This window comes from Zobellia russellii, from assembly GCF_018728565.1.
In the GTDB taxonomy this organism is placed as follows: Bacteria; Bacteroidota; Bacteroidia; order Flavobacteriales; family Flavobacteriaceae; genus Zobellia; species Zobellia russellii.
In genome coordinates this window covers 19,621-35,948 of the sequence record NZ_JACSOI010000001.1, presented here as the reverse complement: position 1 = coordinate 35,948, position 16,328 = coordinate 19,621, and the positions used below count along the sequence as shown (strand labels likewise).

21 protein-coding genes are annotated in these 16,328 nt (G+C 40.0%); all 21 read right to left on the bottom strand.

The window, feature by feature from the left end; translation table 11 throughout:
• Position 1: 1 nt before the first annotated feature.
• Positions 2–589, bottom strand: a complete 588-nt coding sequence (locus H9565_RS00205; RefSeq protein WP_215435998.1) for a porin family protein — start codon at positions 587–589, stop codon at positions 2–4.
• Positions 586–1,197, bottom strand: a complete 612-nt coding sequence (locus tag H9565_RS00200) for a hypothetical protein (RefSeq protein ID WP_215435996.1) — start codon at positions 1,195–1,197, stop codon at positions 586–588. The genes H9565_RS00205 and H9565_RS00200 overlap by 4 nt, the downstream gene beginning before the upstream one ends.
• A complete protein-coding gene (locus tag H9565_RS00195; RefSeq protein WP_215435994.1) occupies positions 1,178–1,795 on the bottom strand; it encodes a LolA family protein in 618 nt (205 codons plus the stop codon). Before H9565_RS00195 ends, H9565_RS00200 begins: the two co-directional genes overlap by 20 nt.
• Positions 1,788–2,564 carry a polysaccharide deacetylase family protein gene (locus H9565_RS00190; protein WP_215435992.1) on the bottom strand — a complete coding sequence of 259 codons (777 nt, stop codon included), beginning with the start codon at positions 2,562–2,564 and terminating at the stop codon, positions 1,788–1,790. The genes H9565_RS00195 and H9565_RS00190 overlap by 8 nt, the downstream gene beginning before the upstream one ends.
• On the bottom strand, positions 2,558–3,622 hold the full coding sequence (locus H9565_RS00185) for a beta-ketoacyl synthase N-terminal-like domain-containing protein (protein WP_215435990.1): 1,065 nt from the start codon (positions 3,620–3,622) through the stop codon (positions 2,558–2,560). The genes H9565_RS00190 and H9565_RS00185 overlap by 7 nt, the downstream gene beginning before the upstream one ends.
• Positions 3,619–4,824, bottom strand: a complete 1,206-nt coding sequence (locus H9565_RS00180; RefSeq protein WP_215435988.1) for a beta-ketoacyl-[acyl-carrier-protein] synthase family protein — start codon at positions 4,822–4,824, stop codon at positions 3,619–3,621. The genes H9565_RS00185 and H9565_RS00180 overlap by 4 nt, the downstream gene beginning before the upstream one ends.
• Positions 4,825–4,949: 125 nt before the next feature.
• Positions 4,950–5,207 (bottom strand): phosphopantetheine-binding protein, encoded by a 258-nt coding sequence (locus H9565_RS00175; protein WP_038237427.1) that lies wholly within the window; start codon positions 5,205–5,207, stop codon positions 4,950–4,952.
• The gene (locus H9565_RS00170) at positions 5,204–5,812 is read right to left on the bottom strand and encodes a 3-oxoacyl-ACP synthase (protein ID WP_215435986.1); all 609 of its coding nucleotides are present in this window, start codon (positions 5,810–5,812) and stop codon (positions 5,204–5,206) included. Before H9565_RS00170 ends, H9565_RS00175 begins: the two co-directional genes overlap by 4 nt.
• On the bottom strand, positions 5,809–6,957 hold the full coding sequence (locus tag H9565_RS00165; protein ID WP_215435985.1) for a beta-ketoacyl-[acyl-carrier-protein] synthase family protein: 1,149 nt from the start codon (positions 6,955–6,957) through the stop codon (positions 5,809–5,811). The genes H9565_RS00170 and H9565_RS00165 overlap by 4 nt, the downstream gene beginning before the upstream one ends.
• Positions 6,950–7,387 carry an acyl-CoA thioesterase gene (locus H9565_RS00160; RefSeq protein ID WP_215435982.1) on the bottom strand — a complete coding sequence of 146 codons (438 nt, stop codon included), beginning with the start codon at positions 7,385–7,387 and terminating at the stop codon, positions 6,950–6,952. Before H9565_RS00160 ends, H9565_RS00165 begins: the two co-directional genes overlap by 8 nt.
• Positions 7,377–8,645: an ABC transporter permease gene (locus H9565_RS00155; RefSeq protein WP_215435979.1), complete on the bottom strand. Its 1,269-nt coding sequence runs from the start codon at positions 8,643–8,645 to the stop codon at positions 7,377–7,379. The genes H9565_RS00160 and H9565_RS00155 overlap by 11 nt, the downstream gene beginning before the upstream one ends.
• Entirely contained in the window at positions 8,638–9,381 is a 744-nt protein-coding gene (locus H9565_RS00150) for an ABC transporter ATP-binding protein (RefSeq protein WP_215438181.1), read from the bottom strand. The genes H9565_RS00155 and H9565_RS00150 overlap by 8 nt, the downstream gene beginning before the upstream one ends.
• Positions 9,382–9,458: 77 nt before the next feature.
• On the bottom strand, positions 9,459–10,454 hold the full coding sequence (locus H9565_RS00145; protein ID WP_215435976.1) for a BtrH N-terminal domain-containing protein: 996 nt from the start codon (positions 10,452–10,454) through the stop codon (positions 9,459–9,461).
• 8 nt (positions 10,455–10,462) lie between these two features.
• Positions 10,463–10,861: a hypothetical protein gene (locus tag H9565_RS00140; protein ID WP_215435973.1), complete on the bottom strand. Its 399-nt coding sequence runs from the start codon at positions 10,859–10,861 to the stop codon at positions 10,463–10,465.
• Between the two features lie 38 nt (positions 10,862–10,899).
• On the bottom strand, positions 10,900–11,352 hold the full coding sequence (locus H9565_RS00135; protein WP_246560097.1) for an ABC transporter permease: 453 nt from the start codon (positions 11,350–11,352) through the stop codon (positions 10,900–10,902).
• Between the two features lies 1 nt (position 11,353).
• Positions 11,354–11,791 (bottom strand): hypothetical protein, encoded by a 438-nt coding sequence (locus tag H9565_RS00130; protein ID WP_215435968.1) that lies wholly within the window; start codon positions 11,789–11,791, stop codon positions 11,354–11,356.
• A gap of 1 nt (position 11,792) precedes the next feature.
• Positions 11,793–12,926 carry a beta-ketoacyl-ACP synthase III gene (locus tag H9565_RS00125; protein WP_215435965.1) on the bottom strand — a complete coding sequence of 378 codons (1,134 nt, stop codon included), beginning with the start codon at positions 12,924–12,926 and terminating at the stop codon, positions 11,793–11,795.
• A gap of 9 nt (positions 12,927–12,935) precedes the next feature.
• Positions 12,936–13,859: an NADPH-dependent FMN reductase family protein gene (locus tag H9565_RS00120; protein WP_215435962.1), complete on the bottom strand. Its 924-nt coding sequence runs from the start codon at positions 13,857–13,859 to the stop codon at positions 12,936–12,938.
• A gap of 71 nt (positions 13,860–13,930) precedes the next feature.
• Positions 13,931–14,818, bottom strand: coding sequence for an LpxL/LpxP family acyltransferase (locus H9565_RS00115; protein WP_215435960.1), 888 nt, complete (start codon positions 14,816–14,818; stop codon positions 13,931–13,933).
• A gap of 23 nt (positions 14,819–14,841) precedes the next feature.
• Positions 14,842–15,084: an acyl carrier protein gene (locus H9565_RS00110; protein ID WP_038237449.1), complete on the bottom strand. Its 243-nt coding sequence runs from the start codon at positions 15,082–15,084 to the stop codon at positions 14,842–14,844.
• A gap of 12 nt (positions 15,085–15,096) precedes the next feature.
• Positions 15,097–16,314: a beta-ketoacyl-[acyl-carrier-protein] synthase family protein gene (locus tag H9565_RS00105; RefSeq protein WP_215435958.1), complete on the bottom strand. Its 1,218-nt coding sequence runs from the start codon at positions 16,312–16,314 to the stop codon at positions 15,097–15,099.
• Between the last annotated feature and the right edge of the window lie 14 nt (positions 16,315–16,328).

Genomic DNA, 16,328 nt, shown 5'->3' with positions numbered 1-16,328 from the left:
TTTATAGTTTAAATTTATATGCGGCACCTATCTGGAATACACCGTTAAGGTTACTTCCCGCTTCTTCGTACAGGTCATCTTCCCCAAAGAAATCAACGCTTATAGTACCCTGTTTGTAGCGTGCTTCAAGAATCAATCCAAAATCGAACTCATAACCTATTCCTCCAAAAACGGAGACGTCTACAGGTGAAATTTCGTCATCACCGTTAAAGTTGGTCAAATTAACAAAATTGTTTTCAAAGTTAATATCCACACCTAGGCCAACTATAAAATGAATGCCACTATTGGGGCTCACAAAGAATTTATTGGGTAACCCAATGGAGATGTAATTGATGTTAACGTCTCCATATTGGTCGGAGTTGGATTTTCCACCTTGATTGGAATACAATAGTTCTGGTTGTAGGGAGTAATAGTCAGAAAATGGAATGTCTACAAATGCTCCTACATAAATTCCGGATTTTGTGTCTAGGGTGGTGTTGCTAATGTTGGAGTTGTTCAATCCTAATTTTATTCCTGGGCGGGTCTGCGCGACTGCCGTTCCCGACAAGCCCAGAACCATTAGGGCAAAGAGTAGTTGTATTGTTTTCATTTCAACGCTTTTAATGCAATATGAAGTTTAAAATTATGGTGGGCTATTTCAATTTCTTTTGCAAATTGCTCTTCTATACGGGTGAATTTGAATTCTACTTTTTCTTTGTTTCGGTCTACGCGGGCAATTTTATGTAGTTGCCCATTGTTGTAATAAAAATAATGTTTTTTAGAGAGGATGTCCGTTTGTAAGACCGTATCCTGAGCTAGTTTAAAACTATTCTTTACCCTGGATTTCTCTTGTATCAAGGCTTTAAAATCCCTTTTTAATATATTAAGGAGTACTTTCTTATCCAATTCCTTTAGAACCCGATTTACCTTAAAATCATTCCCTTTAAAAGTGAAATCAAAAATGGTATTCCCTATTTCTGTGGTAAATGCAATGCGGTGGTGTCTCTCACCTAGCTTTTTCACAATGAACAGGCCACCAAAGGATTTGTTGAAAGCATCTATTTTAGCCTTGTAAACATAGTCTTTTTGGGTGTTGGAAAAATAAGGGTTCGTAGTTTTTTCCTGAAAATCGTTAGCAGGCTCAAATCCTTTTTGAGAGGGATAAGAAGCACAGCTTACTAGAAGAAAGAGGCAAAAACTACTGAGTAAAAACCGCATCGGACACGTTTTTGTTCACGACGCGATCTGAAAATTTAATGTGCGTATAATCGTCGGAAGGTTCAATCATCTTTACCTCGGTAACATCGCCTTGGGCGTTAAACGAAAGGTGAAAAGCCTTTATAAACTTGGAGAACTGCTCATCTTTAGGTATGAAGTAAACTAAGCTAGAATCGTTTATTTTAAAATATTTTATGTTGAATTCATCATCATTGAACATATCCCCGCGAATACTGGCGGTAATAAGTTGGTTCAATTGTTTGAATATCTTGTTGGAGCCCACATCCATATTACTTTTATTACCGTCATCGTTAATGAACAGTGTTTCATTTTTGAAGAGAACGGAATAGGCAAAAGGCTTGGTGTATTCCCACTTTACCAAATTGGGCACTTTAAAAGCCAACTTGCCCTGGGAGACGATATCATCCGAAAGGAAATCTAAATGCTTGTATTGCGTAAAATTGCTCAATACCGTAGTAGTAGCGTTTGCCCTGGTCTTTACCTTGACCTTTAAAGCCGTAGCTTCCACCGGGGTCATTTCTTTTTGAGCCACAGCGGATAAGGATATAAAAAATAAAAGAAAAAGTATCTTATGCATACGCTTCGATTTCTAGTAAACGGTCAACAGTGACCGAACTCAGATTTTTCTCTCGCAAAAATAACAATAACTGTTCCAAAACACGTATTGTTTTTTCGCTAGTGTCGTGAAGCAGTATAATATCACCTTTTGAAACCTTTTTCGTAATGCGTTCTAATATAGTTTTTTCGGACCTAGATGTGGTGTCCAGCGAACGTACGTTCCATCCAATAGCCTTTATGTTTAGTTGATTAACGGCTTTTGCAATCTGTGGATTGGTTACCCCAAAAGCTGGGCGGTAGAGTGTCATCTCTTTTCCGGTTAATGTGTGCACTGCTTTTTTTGTCCTAGTAAGTTCGTTCATTACTTTATCCAACGGAAAAAAACCGAAGGTATTGGCATGCGAGTAGGTATGGTTGCCAATAGTATGCCCTTGGGCAATAATTTTTTTTAGGATTTCCGGGTGTTTTTCAATCTGTTCGCCTATGCAGAAAAAAGTTGCTTTAGCATTATATTTTTCAAGTAAATCAAGAACTTTTGGGGTGAATTCCCTGTTGGGTCCGTCATCAAAAGTTATAGAAACCCAATGGTTGTGAAGGGCTTTGTTGGAGTGTAAGGCGTGTAAATGGTAGTTCCATTGGATAAAAAAAGAGCCGAATACGGTTATGGCGAACCAAACGAACAGTAATAAAAGAATAGTATGCCAAGGCGCATGACCAAAAAAATAAAGTGTTCCCAGTAGAAACAAAAGAGCAATGGCGGCGGTATTTACCCTATTCCACTTTAGCATTTTTGGATTAAGGTGAGGCTATGGTTTTCTCCTCGGTATTGGTTGTACACCAAGATGGTCTGTAGTTTAGCAGGCTTAATAGAATTTAGTTGAACACTGTCCGGAACGGTCTGGGTCTTTAAAATTTTATTGGCCAACCAAAAGGCAAACCCCGTTGCGGTATCATATTCTCCTGAAAGATGCTTGTAATAAGCTTGCGGTGTGTTTGTTAAAAGGGAGTTGCTAAGTTGCTCGTAATAATGGTCATAATTAGCATCACCATTGTTACCAAGAATAACCACGTCTATATCCTTAACGGTCATTTTGTTGCTTTCAAGAAAAGCAATGATTTTTGACTCTACTTGTTCTTTGGCAAGTGTATTGAACGTTTTTACTGCAAGTAATTCTGCATAGCAAGAGTTTGATTTTTCCTTGGAGAGCACAAAAAAGTGAGACCCTTCGCCCATGACCATACCTTCAGAATTAGATTGTAAAAGGTCTTTTGAGGCAACAGGTTCTTTTTTAATATGCCCGATCAGACGGTGTGTTGTTACGTGATGTTCAACCAATTCATCTACTCCTCCAACTAAAACCGTATCGGCCTCATTGTTCTGAAGCATCATTTTTGCATCTATAAGCGAAGACTCAAAAGAAACAGCCGAATGTACAAAAGTGAAATTATGTCCTTTACAGCCCAACCCTAGTGCAATTTGCCCGGCTACGGTATTGTGGGAAGACTGAATAAAGCGGGTAGGGGTCAAAAATTGTTCGTCGTTCTTTATGATGTCGCTAACGAAACGTTCCGAGTCTCCAATGCAACCTAGACCGGTACCAACAATAATGGCATCTACATTTTCTATTCCCGCCTCGGTAAGGGCGTTTTTAGAGCTTACGGTACTCATTTTAATACCACGGGCCATGCGTCGCGCCGCTGCTGGTGGAATGTATTCTTTGTAATTAGGGTTTATTACGTGAACCACGGAGTCCGTATACTCGGTTATTTCGTTAAGAAACTCGCTGTTGTCAAAAGTTTTCTGTGCCGAAACGGAACCTACGCTATTTATATATACTGGTTTCATCGGGCTTCTTTGGAAAAGATTAAAGTAGAACAGTTGCCGCCAAACCCAAAGGAATTTGAAAGTACATGACGTAACTCCTTTTGTTTTACCGTGGTTTGCGGGAGCAAATTAAACTCCTTCATGGGAGTCTTGAAATTCAGGTTGGGATAAATAATGTTGTTCTGCAACGCCAGAACAGAATATATGGCCTCTATGCCACCGGCAACCGCCAATGTATGGCCTGTAAACGCTTTGGTGGAGCTGAATTCCGGTACTTGGTCTCCAAACATACGGAGCAATGCACGACCTTCGGAAAGGTCGTTGTTAGGGGTTGCGGTACCATGGGCGTTCACATAATCTATATCCGAAGGGTTTAAACCCGAAACTTTTAATGCTTTTTCCATGGCAAGAACCGCTCCATCCCCATTTTCGGAAGATGCAGTTTGGTGAAAGGCGTCATTGGCATTGCCATACCCCGTTACATAGCCCAACACTTTTTTATTGTCCCTTTTTACAATTTCGTCGGATTCTAAAACAAGATAGGCAGCGGCTTCACCAAGATTCAACCCTTTTCTTTCATTGTCAAAGGGGGTGTTATAGGTGTCGGATAAAATCATCAAGGTCTTAAATCCGTTTATGGTGAATTTACAAAGGCTATCCGTACCACCCACCACTACACGGTCTAACTGTCCTGATTTTATCATACGCGCGCCTAGCATAATAGCATTTGCAGCAGAGGAACAAGCGGTACTTATGGTGGAAACAAAACTTTCCGTTAACCCTAAATGGTCTGCAAGTTTTTGGGTAGAATCCCCAGCGTGGAGTCCGTTAATATGACCCCAATGCTCATCGCTCTCAAGGTATTCAAAATAATACTTTTCGGATTGGTCCATACCACCCACGGTGGTCCCGGAAATAAGTCCGGTTTCGCAATCATTTATATCGGTAATTCCAGCTTGGTTTAGGGCTTCATCGGCAGCAAGCATAGCCAGAAGAGCAGTTCTTGATACCGCTATTTCTTTGCCAATACCAAGTTTTTGCTTTAATTGGTCATTGGTCATTTCAATCTCCCCGACCATAATATCGTTCTTATGAACGGTATCTACTTTAGAAATTCTTGAAATACCAATTTTACCGGAAACCAGCGCATCGTAGTTTTCTTGCACATTGTTTCCAATGGCAGAAATAGCGCCCATGCCAGTAATTGCTATGCCCTTGCACATATTAATTTGAATGTATTAATAGATATGGAATAAAAATACGAATCTTAGGCTTAAGTGCTATAGTTGTATACGGCTAACCGTGTAGTACAACCGTGTGCTTGGCAACTTAAAAGACGATAGAACCTTTAGTTGGTTCGGTTAGCAGCTATATAAGCGGCCATTGTATCTATAGATTCAAAGATTTTACGGCCCTCTTTTGGATCTGCCAATCTAATACCGTAATCTTTGTCCAACATTACAATTAGCTCTAGCGCATCAATTGAATCAAGACCAAGACCTTCACCAAAAAGTGGGTCGTCGTTTGCGATTTCGTCAACGGAAACATCCTCCAAATTTAATTGTTCGATGATTTTTTCCTTCAATTCTTGTTTAAGTTCGCTCATTTTGTTCTGTATAATTTGGTAAGTTCTCCTGTATTATGGGGCAACACACCTTTTTTAGCGATAACGTATAAAAACGCATCATATTTTCCTTTGTCATAATCAACCCAGCCACATAAAACCTCTTTGGCTTTGCCTGATATCAGCAAATCATTGGCATAATCTGACAATAAATAGGGGTTAAACTCGGCAAATATAAAGAAACTATTTTCAGAATACAGTTTGTGGCGAATGCTAATTTCACCCATACAGATATTCGGAAGTGTGTAAACAAACACAGCGGGACTAGCAAATGCTCCGGATTCGTTACTGATGGCAGCTTGGTGCTTACGGTCAGTATCCAAACTTGAGGCTTTGTTTGAAAGGACAAGGGCGGTATTTTGTTCGCTGGTGTCCCGTAAAAGTACCTCGGCTCCCATAAATGCCAGTTTGCTGAGGTTGTCCATTTTAAAAAACTTTGAATAATCGGTTTCAAAGTGTTTGTATGCTGATTTTATAAAAGCTGGAAATTCTTCGGAATCATCGGAAAAGAGAATCTCTCCGTTCTTTGAGACTTTACCGTTTCTAATATGGCAGTATGATTTTATGTGATATTCAGGACTGCTCATGAATTAACTTTTTTAAAAATTGCCGCTGTATTACAACCCCCAAAACCGGAAGCGGTCTTTAGGAAAATATGATTTTCTTTTGGTGTGGTCTTGGTAATAATATTTAATGGTTGCGATACACCTAGTTCTTGGAATCCCGGCGAAGCAAAAAGAGTATTCGTATGTAAGGAGTGCATCCCGATGATGGTTTCCAATAGTCCGGAAGCCCCAAGCGTATGTCCAAAATAACCTTTTAAACTGTTTAAAGGTGTGTTTTGTAAGTTGGCCCTGTTGAAGGAAATGGCTTCCATTTCATCATTGTACATGGTAGCCGTACCATGGGCCGAGATGTAATCTATAGCGTCTGCATCAACTTTTGCTTGTTTCATTGCAGAAACAATACTTCGGTATAATCCTTCCCCCGTTCTTGATGGGCCCGAGATGTGGTTGGCATCGTTACAGGAGGCCTCGCCAATAATTTGCACAGATTCGTCTACAAGAAGGGCTTTGTCCTTGGTAACAAGTATGCTACAGCCTACCTCCCCTATATTAATACCTGCGCGAGTTTTGCAATAAGGTCTGCAGGGAGATTCACTTAAGGCTTGAAACGAGTTAAAGCCGGTTAAAATAAATTTACTTACCAAATCCCCAGCAACTACAAACAAGTGGTCATAGCGTTCTTGGTGTATCAGTCTTTTGGCTACGGCCAAGGCTAAAACTCCGGACACACAAGCGTTGGATAGCACTATGGCTTCGTTTTTAAACCCGAAAAAAGTTTCTAATTTTTTTCCTAGCTCACCAAGATATGCCCGGTTTTCGTCAAACGGACTATCCGCATCCAAGACATCTATATTTCCTTTTGTGGTGGAAACGATCAAACCTACACGTTCCGTAAGTTCTATGCCCGATTTCTTAAGCGTATCCGCCAAGGAAACCAGAAGTATTTGCTCAAGTCTCGTGTGAGCTTCCTTAGAATCTAATTTTTGAAATTCGCTTTCTAGGTTTTCCTGATGGATTAGAGAGGAGTAAAACGGATTTGGCAGAACTTTGGAATCATCTACCAATGTAAGTCCGGTTACCTCATTTTTAATACTATCTACCGCGGAAGCACTATCAAAGCCATATGCGGAAACAATGTTGTTATGTGACAAGTAAACGTTATTCATCTAAAAGGCCAACTTTTTTCTTCCAATCTGCAAAAAACTTTGGGATTACCAAGGATAATTCGCCCCCCAATTCAACAAAAACCTGAACCGTTTCTCCAGTGCAAACAACAGCCCCTTTAGGATTATAGATTTCATATTTAAAAATCATCTTTGCCGCTTGAGAGTCTACATAAGTTGTTTTTATGGTTGCAACATCTCCATAGCTTAATGGAAGCTTATGTTCACAGGAAGACTTTACGATAGGGGTTGAAAAGTTATGGTCTTTTTGGTCTAGGTACGAAATACCGTGGTGCCTACCAAAGGCCTCGCGACCATCTTCAAAATACTGAATATAATTGCCGTGCCAGACAATACCTAGAGGGTCCGTTTCTGCAAACCTTACACGGACTTCACTCGTGAAACTAATTTCTTTTTTGGTGTTAGACGGCATTTTTTCTTTCGTTATAAATTATGGCGATGAGCGTGGTGACCACAAAAAATATGAGTAACAGGGATATTTCGGGTATAATCTCAATAAAGGTCGCGTTGCGCAAAAATACATCATAAAATGCACTTAGCCCCCAATTCATTGGAGATAGGCTAGAGAGTACTTGCATGAATTTTGGCATGGCGAAAACAGGAACCCAAACCCCGCCAATTGCGGCCAAAATCACAACGAAAGTGGCTCCAAATGGTGCGGATTGTTCTTGTGTCTTGGCAACGGTACCCAATAGGAGGCCAAGGCCAACCGCCGCTAGACCGGCAAAAAAAGCAACTACGAACAATAGGGGCAATCTGCCGGAAACATCTAGTTTAGGTAAACCGATGAGAGGGAAAAGAAAAATTCCCAATGCTAACATAAGAGCAAATTGAACTAATGATACACCTAGGAAAACAATAGTTTTACCGCCTAATACGGTAGCGTAGGAAACAGGGTTGGTTCGTAATCGTACAAATGTGCCCTGATTCTTTTCTTTCACCATATTAATGGCCAATGGCAGAATTATAAAAAATATGGCAAAGAGGGTCCAGGCAGGAATATTATGTTGTGTAGAGTTAGGTATTAGTGCTTCTTTGTGCTTACTAGGTACAATTTCCGTAAAAGTGATGAATTTTTCGGTTTCAAAAATAGCTTCTGAGGGGTCGTCCGTTAATTGCTCTTGAAAGGCTCTGTAGATGGTTTCGGTTTCTATTTTAGAAATCATCTTATCAATATTACTTCGCACGGAACTTTTGAACGATTGCTGCGTTGCAGGGTCAAAATACAGTTTCACCTCTTTGGGTTCCAATTTGGACTTTACTTCGGGAATGTTTTCTTCGCCATCACTGAACTTAGCTAAGATGCCATCTACGTTCTCGTTAATTTTAATGTCTAGTTGAGAGGATAAGTCTTTTGGTATTACAATAGCCAATTGATAATCGCCCTTTAAGACTTGTTGTTTGGCTTCCTCATCCGTAGCGGCCATATCTACTTGAAACAATTTGGAATCGGCCAGGCTTTTTAAAATATCTTCGGATACTTTTCCTTTGTCCATATCTACCAAAAGAATAGGTAGTTTGGTCTCTTTTATACTTTTGAATGAATTGTCCTGAATTGTGGTAATGACAATGACCAATAGCAAGGGCATAAGAAATAGTACGGCCAACCCACCAATATCTCGGGTAATGAGTAAAAACTCTTTGTATGTAGAGGCCCAAAGTTTATGCATGGTCACGTAAAGCTTTACCGGTTTTGGCCAAGAATACTTCTTCTAGATGTGCTGCATTTTCTTCTTGGGCTATAAGTTCTTTAGGTGTGCCAATGCACACCAGTGTGCCGTGGTCAATAATACCTACGCGGGTGCAAAATTGTTCGGCCTCGTTCAAGTGATGTGAAGTGTAAATAATGGTAGTACCCGCACTGTTCAATTCCTTTAGGTAAGCCATAATAACGTTCTTAGACTGTACGTCCACACCAACGGTAGGTTCATCTAAAAATAGAACTTTTGGATTGTGTAAGATGCTGGATATTAGGTTTATGCGGCGTTTCATCCCTCCGGAAAAACTTTTAATTTTTTTATGGGCGAATTTTGATAGTCCCATGGTCTCAAGATGGGCATGGATATCGTCTTTTAAGGACTGACCTTTAAGTCCGTACATGCTTCCAAAATAGACGAGGTTCTCATAGGCCGTTAATGACGGATAGAGAGCGTATTCCTGAGGAACAATGCCTATTATTTGTTTTAGTTTGTTTTTATGGTCTTTGTAATTCAGCCCGTCTATAGTAAAGTGTCCTGAAGTGGGTTTTAGTAGAGAGCTAAGCATTGATATAAGGGTGGTCTTCCCAGCTCCATTTGGACCTAAGAGGCCAAAAATCTCACCTTCGGTTATGGTTAAATCCAAATCACGGACGGAAAAATCGTCGGCCCCTTTATACATCTTAGAAAGCTGGTTGATTTGGATCATGACATCAAAACTAATCGAAATTAACAAGATAAACCACGGTTTGTCTTATTAAAGACGATAAGGTTAAAAAGAGGGTATTAAATGGCCTTTTTAAGTTTTTTGAAAAATTCCGCTTCGCTATTGGCAATAGCTTCAAGTTCATCGGCCACCTTGTTGTAGGCATCATTTTCGGGGCTACGGTTTTTGTAGATACGTGAGGCATTCAATGCAAAGTCTCGCCAGTCATCTCCAATTTTGGTCATTTCCTTTGAGAGTTCGTTTAGTTTTTCGTTGTCTAGAACTTGGCTTGCCTCCTGTAGAAAAGCGGCATAGATATAACGGAAACCTCCGCCACCTGTGCCTATTTCTTCTTGCATACGTACAATCTGGCCTAAATAATGATTAGCCACTTTAGCACCTTTTTTCTTGGGCCATTTACGAATAAGCTTGGAAATGGTCTTAATGCCGTTTGTTCCTACAATAGGAAAAGGGGCGGTCATTTCGCGACAGGTCTGTTTAATACCCTTTATAATCGCACTTTTCAACTCTAATTTTTCAGGAAATGAGGTTGGGTAATAGATATGGCCTTTGGGGGCGAATGCGCCTTTGGCAAAGCGTACTTTTTCAAGCTGTTTTTCGGTTAGGGTGGTAACCTGTTCCATAACAGGGTCACTGATTAAGTAGTTGCCCTCTTCCTTGCCATAGACCACTAGGTTATGTGCGTTAAAGTGAAAGCGGTAATCATCCGGAAAGTACATAAGGTTGTAAACACCCACTTGTAGGCCTACGGGGTTGTTCTTGGACAGATTTTCATCCAGGCGTGATTTTGCCGCTTCCGGATTGCTGAATTTTTCCCGTTTTATTTTGATACCTACTCTTTTGGCGAACCGGTTAAAAATAAAACCTGGCATAGCCCTATAGGTAACTACCGGAGCATGGTTTACTTTTAAAAAGGGAATATAACAGAACAAAAGGCCGGAACCTATGCCAAAGACCATGGGTTCGCTTACCTCAAAACCGTTGTGGCGCATTAGGTTACTTACCACACCGTTTTCGCAGTGTGCCGATTGTTTGTGGGTAAATTCTATTTGCATGCGGATGTTTAAGAAATGTGTTTCAATTCTTCAATACTGATTTCGAAAATATCAGCATATTTTTGAAGCGTTTTTTGGTTAAGTTTTTGAAAAACCTTTGGTTTAAAATGTCGCTTTACGCGCCATTGCCAAAGTCCAACATAGCTAGATAGAATGGGGAGGTCCATTTTGTGTAGCTCCATATAATATTCAATGGGGCTGGTCTCATTGTTTTCTACCCGTTTCTTAGCCGCGGCTACGCGCTCTTCAATATCTTTTATGGCGTTGCTAAGAGCAATAGTTTTAGGGTCCCATCCAGAACTCAGTTCTGTAGTGTACTCGCCATTTTCATCAACGGCATAAGTGAGTTCTTTGGTTTGGGCAGAATCTAAAAGGCCTTTGTCCTGTGGTACTTCTTCTTTTTTCACTGGTCGTTATTTTGGGGGATTGTCACTATTTTTCCCTCTTAAACCTCATGGATCAAAAAGTTCAAAGTACAAGCTACGATTAATTCTTCATTTCTGAAAGTTTCAGAAGCTATGGTGCAGCTGCTAAAAGCTTCATTATCATATCTGGAAACGAGATTGCCTTTGGTTACAATGGTTTCGCCCACTTTAGGCAATGCGGTAATATGTACTTTTTTTACAGCACTTATATAGCCAATGACCTTACTTTTACTTCCGTCTTTATCATCATCGTCAAAAAAACTTTGACCAACAATGGCGGCGCAGGTTTGGGCCGCGTTTTCAATAAGTCCGGTTTCGGATAGGTATTCATTGGCGACAAAAATACAGGATTCTTCTACTTTAAAATGCGTTTCAACCGAAGTTTCATCAAGATAGGGCGTTACACTTGCCATAAGCATAGGTTCCCTATGGGGCAGGAAATTCTTGATGTCTATGTTTACGCGTGCTTCCAAATTAGTTTGCCAGTGCGGTTTTCATTTCACTTGTAGCCAGTATAATTCCTTCGCAGGTTACAGTGGCGGATACCATGGTTATGCCCATGATGTCATGAAGGATTTCTACCGTGGTTTCCAGTTCTTGGCCTACAAATGGCAAGGCATTAACGGTAGCTTTTTTTATGGCGCCTATATATCCCGTCGGAGCGGGTTTCTGGGCCAAATAGTATTTGTAACCGGTGTGCAATGCCACGGTCTGTGCCATATTTTCAATAAGGCCCGGGGCCATAAACCGGTTTTCAAAAACAAACAGATTGTCTTCTGGAACAATAAGCCCGGAAACAATTTTTTTTTCTGAATATTCAAGCAATTTGCCCACCATAATAAAAGGTGGTTTTTGCGGAATAAGGTTTTGTAGAAACTCTTTGTCGGTAATGGTTTCTTTCAATACATTCATGCTAGCACACAGTTAGATAGGCGTAAGTGTATGAAAAACGAGCACTTTCCGGAACATGCAACAATATTCTATCACCCTTTTTTAGTTTATCCGAAGAAACCAGTTCTTCTAGCATAAGGTATATGGATGCCGCACCTACGTTACCCACATGTTCAAGATTTAAAAACCATTTATCCCACGGCATTTCTACTCCTTGTTCCTTCATTTCGTCATAAAGTCCCTGTTTAAAGAAGTACGAAGAAATATGGGGGAGGTAATAGTCAACATCATTGGGGCCAATACCATGTTTTTCATAAACCATTTTTAGGCAATCCACACCTTTTTTTAAGATGTTTTCACCCAGCAGTTTTACATCCTGCTTAATGGCAAAAACAGATTTTTTAGCCCAATCTTCCGGAGCAAATTCACTCCATGGTTTTAGTTCGCCGCTCTCAAGCTTCTCGCCACCGGCGTACATGCAGGTCTCCATTTCATAAGCGTATGAAAAACCTTCCATCCACTCAATTTTTATTGGCGTATCTCCTTTGGGTTCGTTTTCCACTAAGATGGCTCCTGACCCATCGGAAAGCATCCATCGTAAAAAATCTTTATCAAAGGCAATCATTGGGTTCTCTTCCAATTCCTTTAAATGCTCAATTTCTTCCTGGTAGAAATCTGCTTTGGTCCAAGTAGAAACTTTTTCTGAACCGGTACATACGGCATTGTTTACCTGCCCTGTTTTAATGGCCATATAGCCATATTTTAAGGCGTTCATGCCGGAACAGCAAACACCGGAGGCCGAATTTATTTCCATATTGCCGTTTTTCAATACACCGTGTACCATGGCCGCATGAGACGGTAAAAGTTGGTCTGGTGTAGAGGTTCCGCAGGAAAGAAGTTCTATGTTTTGCTTGCTGAAATCAGAATCGCAAAGTTCTTCTATTGCTGCTGCGGTGAGCTGGGCATTATTATGGGTTACATTGCCATCTTCGTCAATGGCATAGTACCTTTTCTTGATTTTGTTGTTACGTAGAATTATGCTTTTTGCCCTAGACTTTTGTCCGTCTATAAACCCTAATTTCTCTTCAATTTGGTCGTTTTCGACAGGTGAGTTGGGCAAAAATTTAGATATTTTGGTAATGTAAGCGTTTTTCATGTGTCAGTCTTACTCCTTATAGTCTACAGAGGCGTAATATTTGTTTTCCCTTTTGATTTTCCTATACATTGGGATATAAGTGAGCAAAAATACAATAAAAACTATAGGTGCGATTATCCAAATGGCAAATATCAGGTAATAGTTGAAGAAACGTAGCCATTTTTTACGGGCAGGGTCTCCTTGGTCTCCCTTCTTTTTAATAAGGTTGGCCCATTTGGAAAACAATATGTTTCCACGTTTGTCCATCTGAACCAGTAAGTTACTGATTTTGGAAGCATCCAAACCATTCAATTTTTCTTGTAGGGAAGAAAAATCAGATTTTAAAAGAGCTTCGTTAATCGGATGGCCAAATTTATCTGCGGATGCAATGGTGTTGTCAGAAACTCCAGGTTTTGGAAAAACGCCCCAAAGGCGGTCCTTTTTGCCTTTTAGCATCCAATGCACAATAGTAATTACGCTAATATGATTGATGTTTTTGTCCACCAAGGCAATGTTTCCCACTAGTTTGGCATTTAATCCAATGAGCATTTTTTTCACCTTTTCCTGTGACATGGCCCACATATTGCGTACCCCAATTACGGTAATGACCGGGGTATTGTTCAAAAGGGTTTTTGCCGCATCTGATTTTAAAAAGGAATTTAAGGGTATGGAAGGGGATAGGTACCAGACTTGGTGTCCTAAAATTACCAAATCATACTTCTTGGAAAGCACCGAAGCATCAGGTTTATTAATGGGTGTTGGAATTTGAAGGAAGGATTCCGGAAAAACATCAAAGAACCGCTCTTTCTTCCATGGGAAATCGTAAGGTTCCTCAGGAATAATTTGGTGGTAGGTGATGTTAATTGACTCTCGGTTTAAAGGAGATAATACAGAATCTATAATTGTACGTAATTGCCCTGTTTGGGTGTAGTATACAACAAGTACTTCTTTCATTTTCATAAGGTTATGGTACAGCAGTTAGAAACGTAATGATTAATAGCTGCCTTAGGGATAGACCAAATATCCTATTTATTTGTCTTATCTCCCCAAAAATCAAAATAATTAAACCATTGTAGTGGATATTTTTTAATAATCCACTCTAGGTTTTCGGTATATTTTTCCAGTAGACCTTGGGCATCACCACGTTTTACCTCTGCAGTTCGTGCGTATAGGTGGTAATGTTTTTTGGATTCTTTCATAACGTAAACAAACAAAACCGGGACTTTTAATCTGGAAGCCAATAAATAAGGACCCATTGGAAATTTTGCCGTGGCTCCTAAGTATTGCTGTTCCAAGAATTTTGTACCCTCAATGTAGCGGTCTCCCGTAAAACATACCAACTCGCCGTTTGTTAGGGCCGTATGAATTTCAAAGATATGGGACATATCTTCTTTTATTAGAATAAGCTTGATGTTGGATTTTGAGGTAACACTTTCCATATAGGCCTTGATTTCTTCGTGCTCGCGATCCCATGTTACCAAGTTGATCGAAGAAAAGGCATTTATATCTTGGAGAAAATGTTGTGCAACTTCAAAATTACCAATATGGGCGCTGAGTAAAATACCTCCTTTTTTCTGTTCTAGAAGACTTTCAATCTTTTCAATTCCGTCAAAATCATAGGTAAACCTGTCCCTTAAACCTGCGGATATGGCCGCCTTATCTATAATTGTCTGGCCAAAGACGTAATAGTTGCGGTAGACGTTAAAGAGACTTTTTAAAGTAGAATACCCAAGTCTTTTGTGAAAATAGTAGAATATAGCCTTAGTACTCGCTACAGAAAATATACAGTAATAAAAAACTACGAAATGAAGGAGTAGGTATGAAGCACCTAGCCCTAGTTTTTTGATAAAGAAAATATAAATTCTATATCCTAAAACAGTGCCTTTGGATTTTCCTTCCCATTCTGTTGCCATATTTGGGTTTTCTCAGGGGAGTATCAGTGAAGTTTACGCTCAATAAGGTCGTAAAAATTCTGTAGGGTAGTAACGTTTATAAAGTCTTCACCTACTAGTTTTACGCCAAAATTGCTTTCTACGGCCACTACTAAATCAACAAAATCTAAGCTGTCTAAACCTAGGGTATCTTTAAGATTAGCATCGGCAGCGATTTCTTCTTCTTCGACCTCAAACTCGTCGATAAGGAAATCATCTATTTTTTGAATAATAACTTCTTTGGTCATCACCATCTTTCGCTAGCATTTTTTTAATATCAAAGCGGAGTTTGTACCACCAAACCCGAATGAATTGGACAAAAATACGTCAATTTTTTTATTTAACGTTTCTTTAACTATGTTTAATTTTGCTGCATCTTCATCAATATTTTCTAGATTGATGTTGGGTGCAACAAACGAATTTTGCATCATAATCATGCTGTAAATAACCTCGCTTGCACCAGCCATCCAACATTCATGTCCGGTCATAGATTTTGTTGAGCTTACCGGTGGGTTATGCTTGCCAAAAACTTCATAAATGGCTTTTGCTTCATTGGCATCGCCTACTGGGGTAGAAGTAGCATGTGCATTCACATAATCTATAACCGAGGCTTCTATATTGGCATCTTGCAGTGCATTTCGCATAGCACGCGAAGGTCCGTCTACATTTGGTGTAGAGATGTGTCCTCCATTTGAAGAGAACCCATATCCTATAACCTCTGCCAAAATAGGTGCTCCTCTTTTAACTGCGGAATCATAGCTCTCTAATATTAAAGTTGCTCCGCCACCGCTAGGTACCAAACCGTTTCTGGCTTGGTCAAAAGGTCTTGAGGCTTTTGCCGGATCGCCATCTGTAGTGGCAAAAACACCAAGGCCATCAAAACTGCCCATGGCCAGTTTATTTATTTCTTGTGCGCCACCGGTTATAATACAGTCCTGAAGACCACTTTTTATAAGGTGATAGCCCATACCAATAGAATGAGACCCACTAGCGCAAGCAGCACTAATAGTAAAGTTCACCCCTCTAAGCCTAAATATGGTAGAAAGGTTCATAGTTACGGTAGAGTTCATTGCCTTAAAAATAGCTCCAGACCCTACTAATGTGGTGTCTTTTTTTTCTCGTAATATATCGGTAGATTCTACAACAGATCTTGCGGTACTGTCATTACCGTAGATGACACCAACTTCGTTTTCATCAAAAAAACTGTCTTCTATCTTGGCATTTTTTAGGGCTTCAATAGTAGCCATGTAGGCATACTGGCCTTCTTCACCAAGGCTAAGTCTTTGTCTTCTGGATAGTAATTTTTTCAGATTAGGTTCTTCAACCATTCCTGTGAGCCCAGAGCGATAACCGAAATCAAGTCGTTCTTGATCATTGACGATACCTGATTTACCTTCGTATAGGGATGTTTTTACCTCGTCTAGGTTTTTGCCTATACAAGAATATATACCCATACCTGTGATTACTACTCTTTTCATTGCCCCTTCTGAAA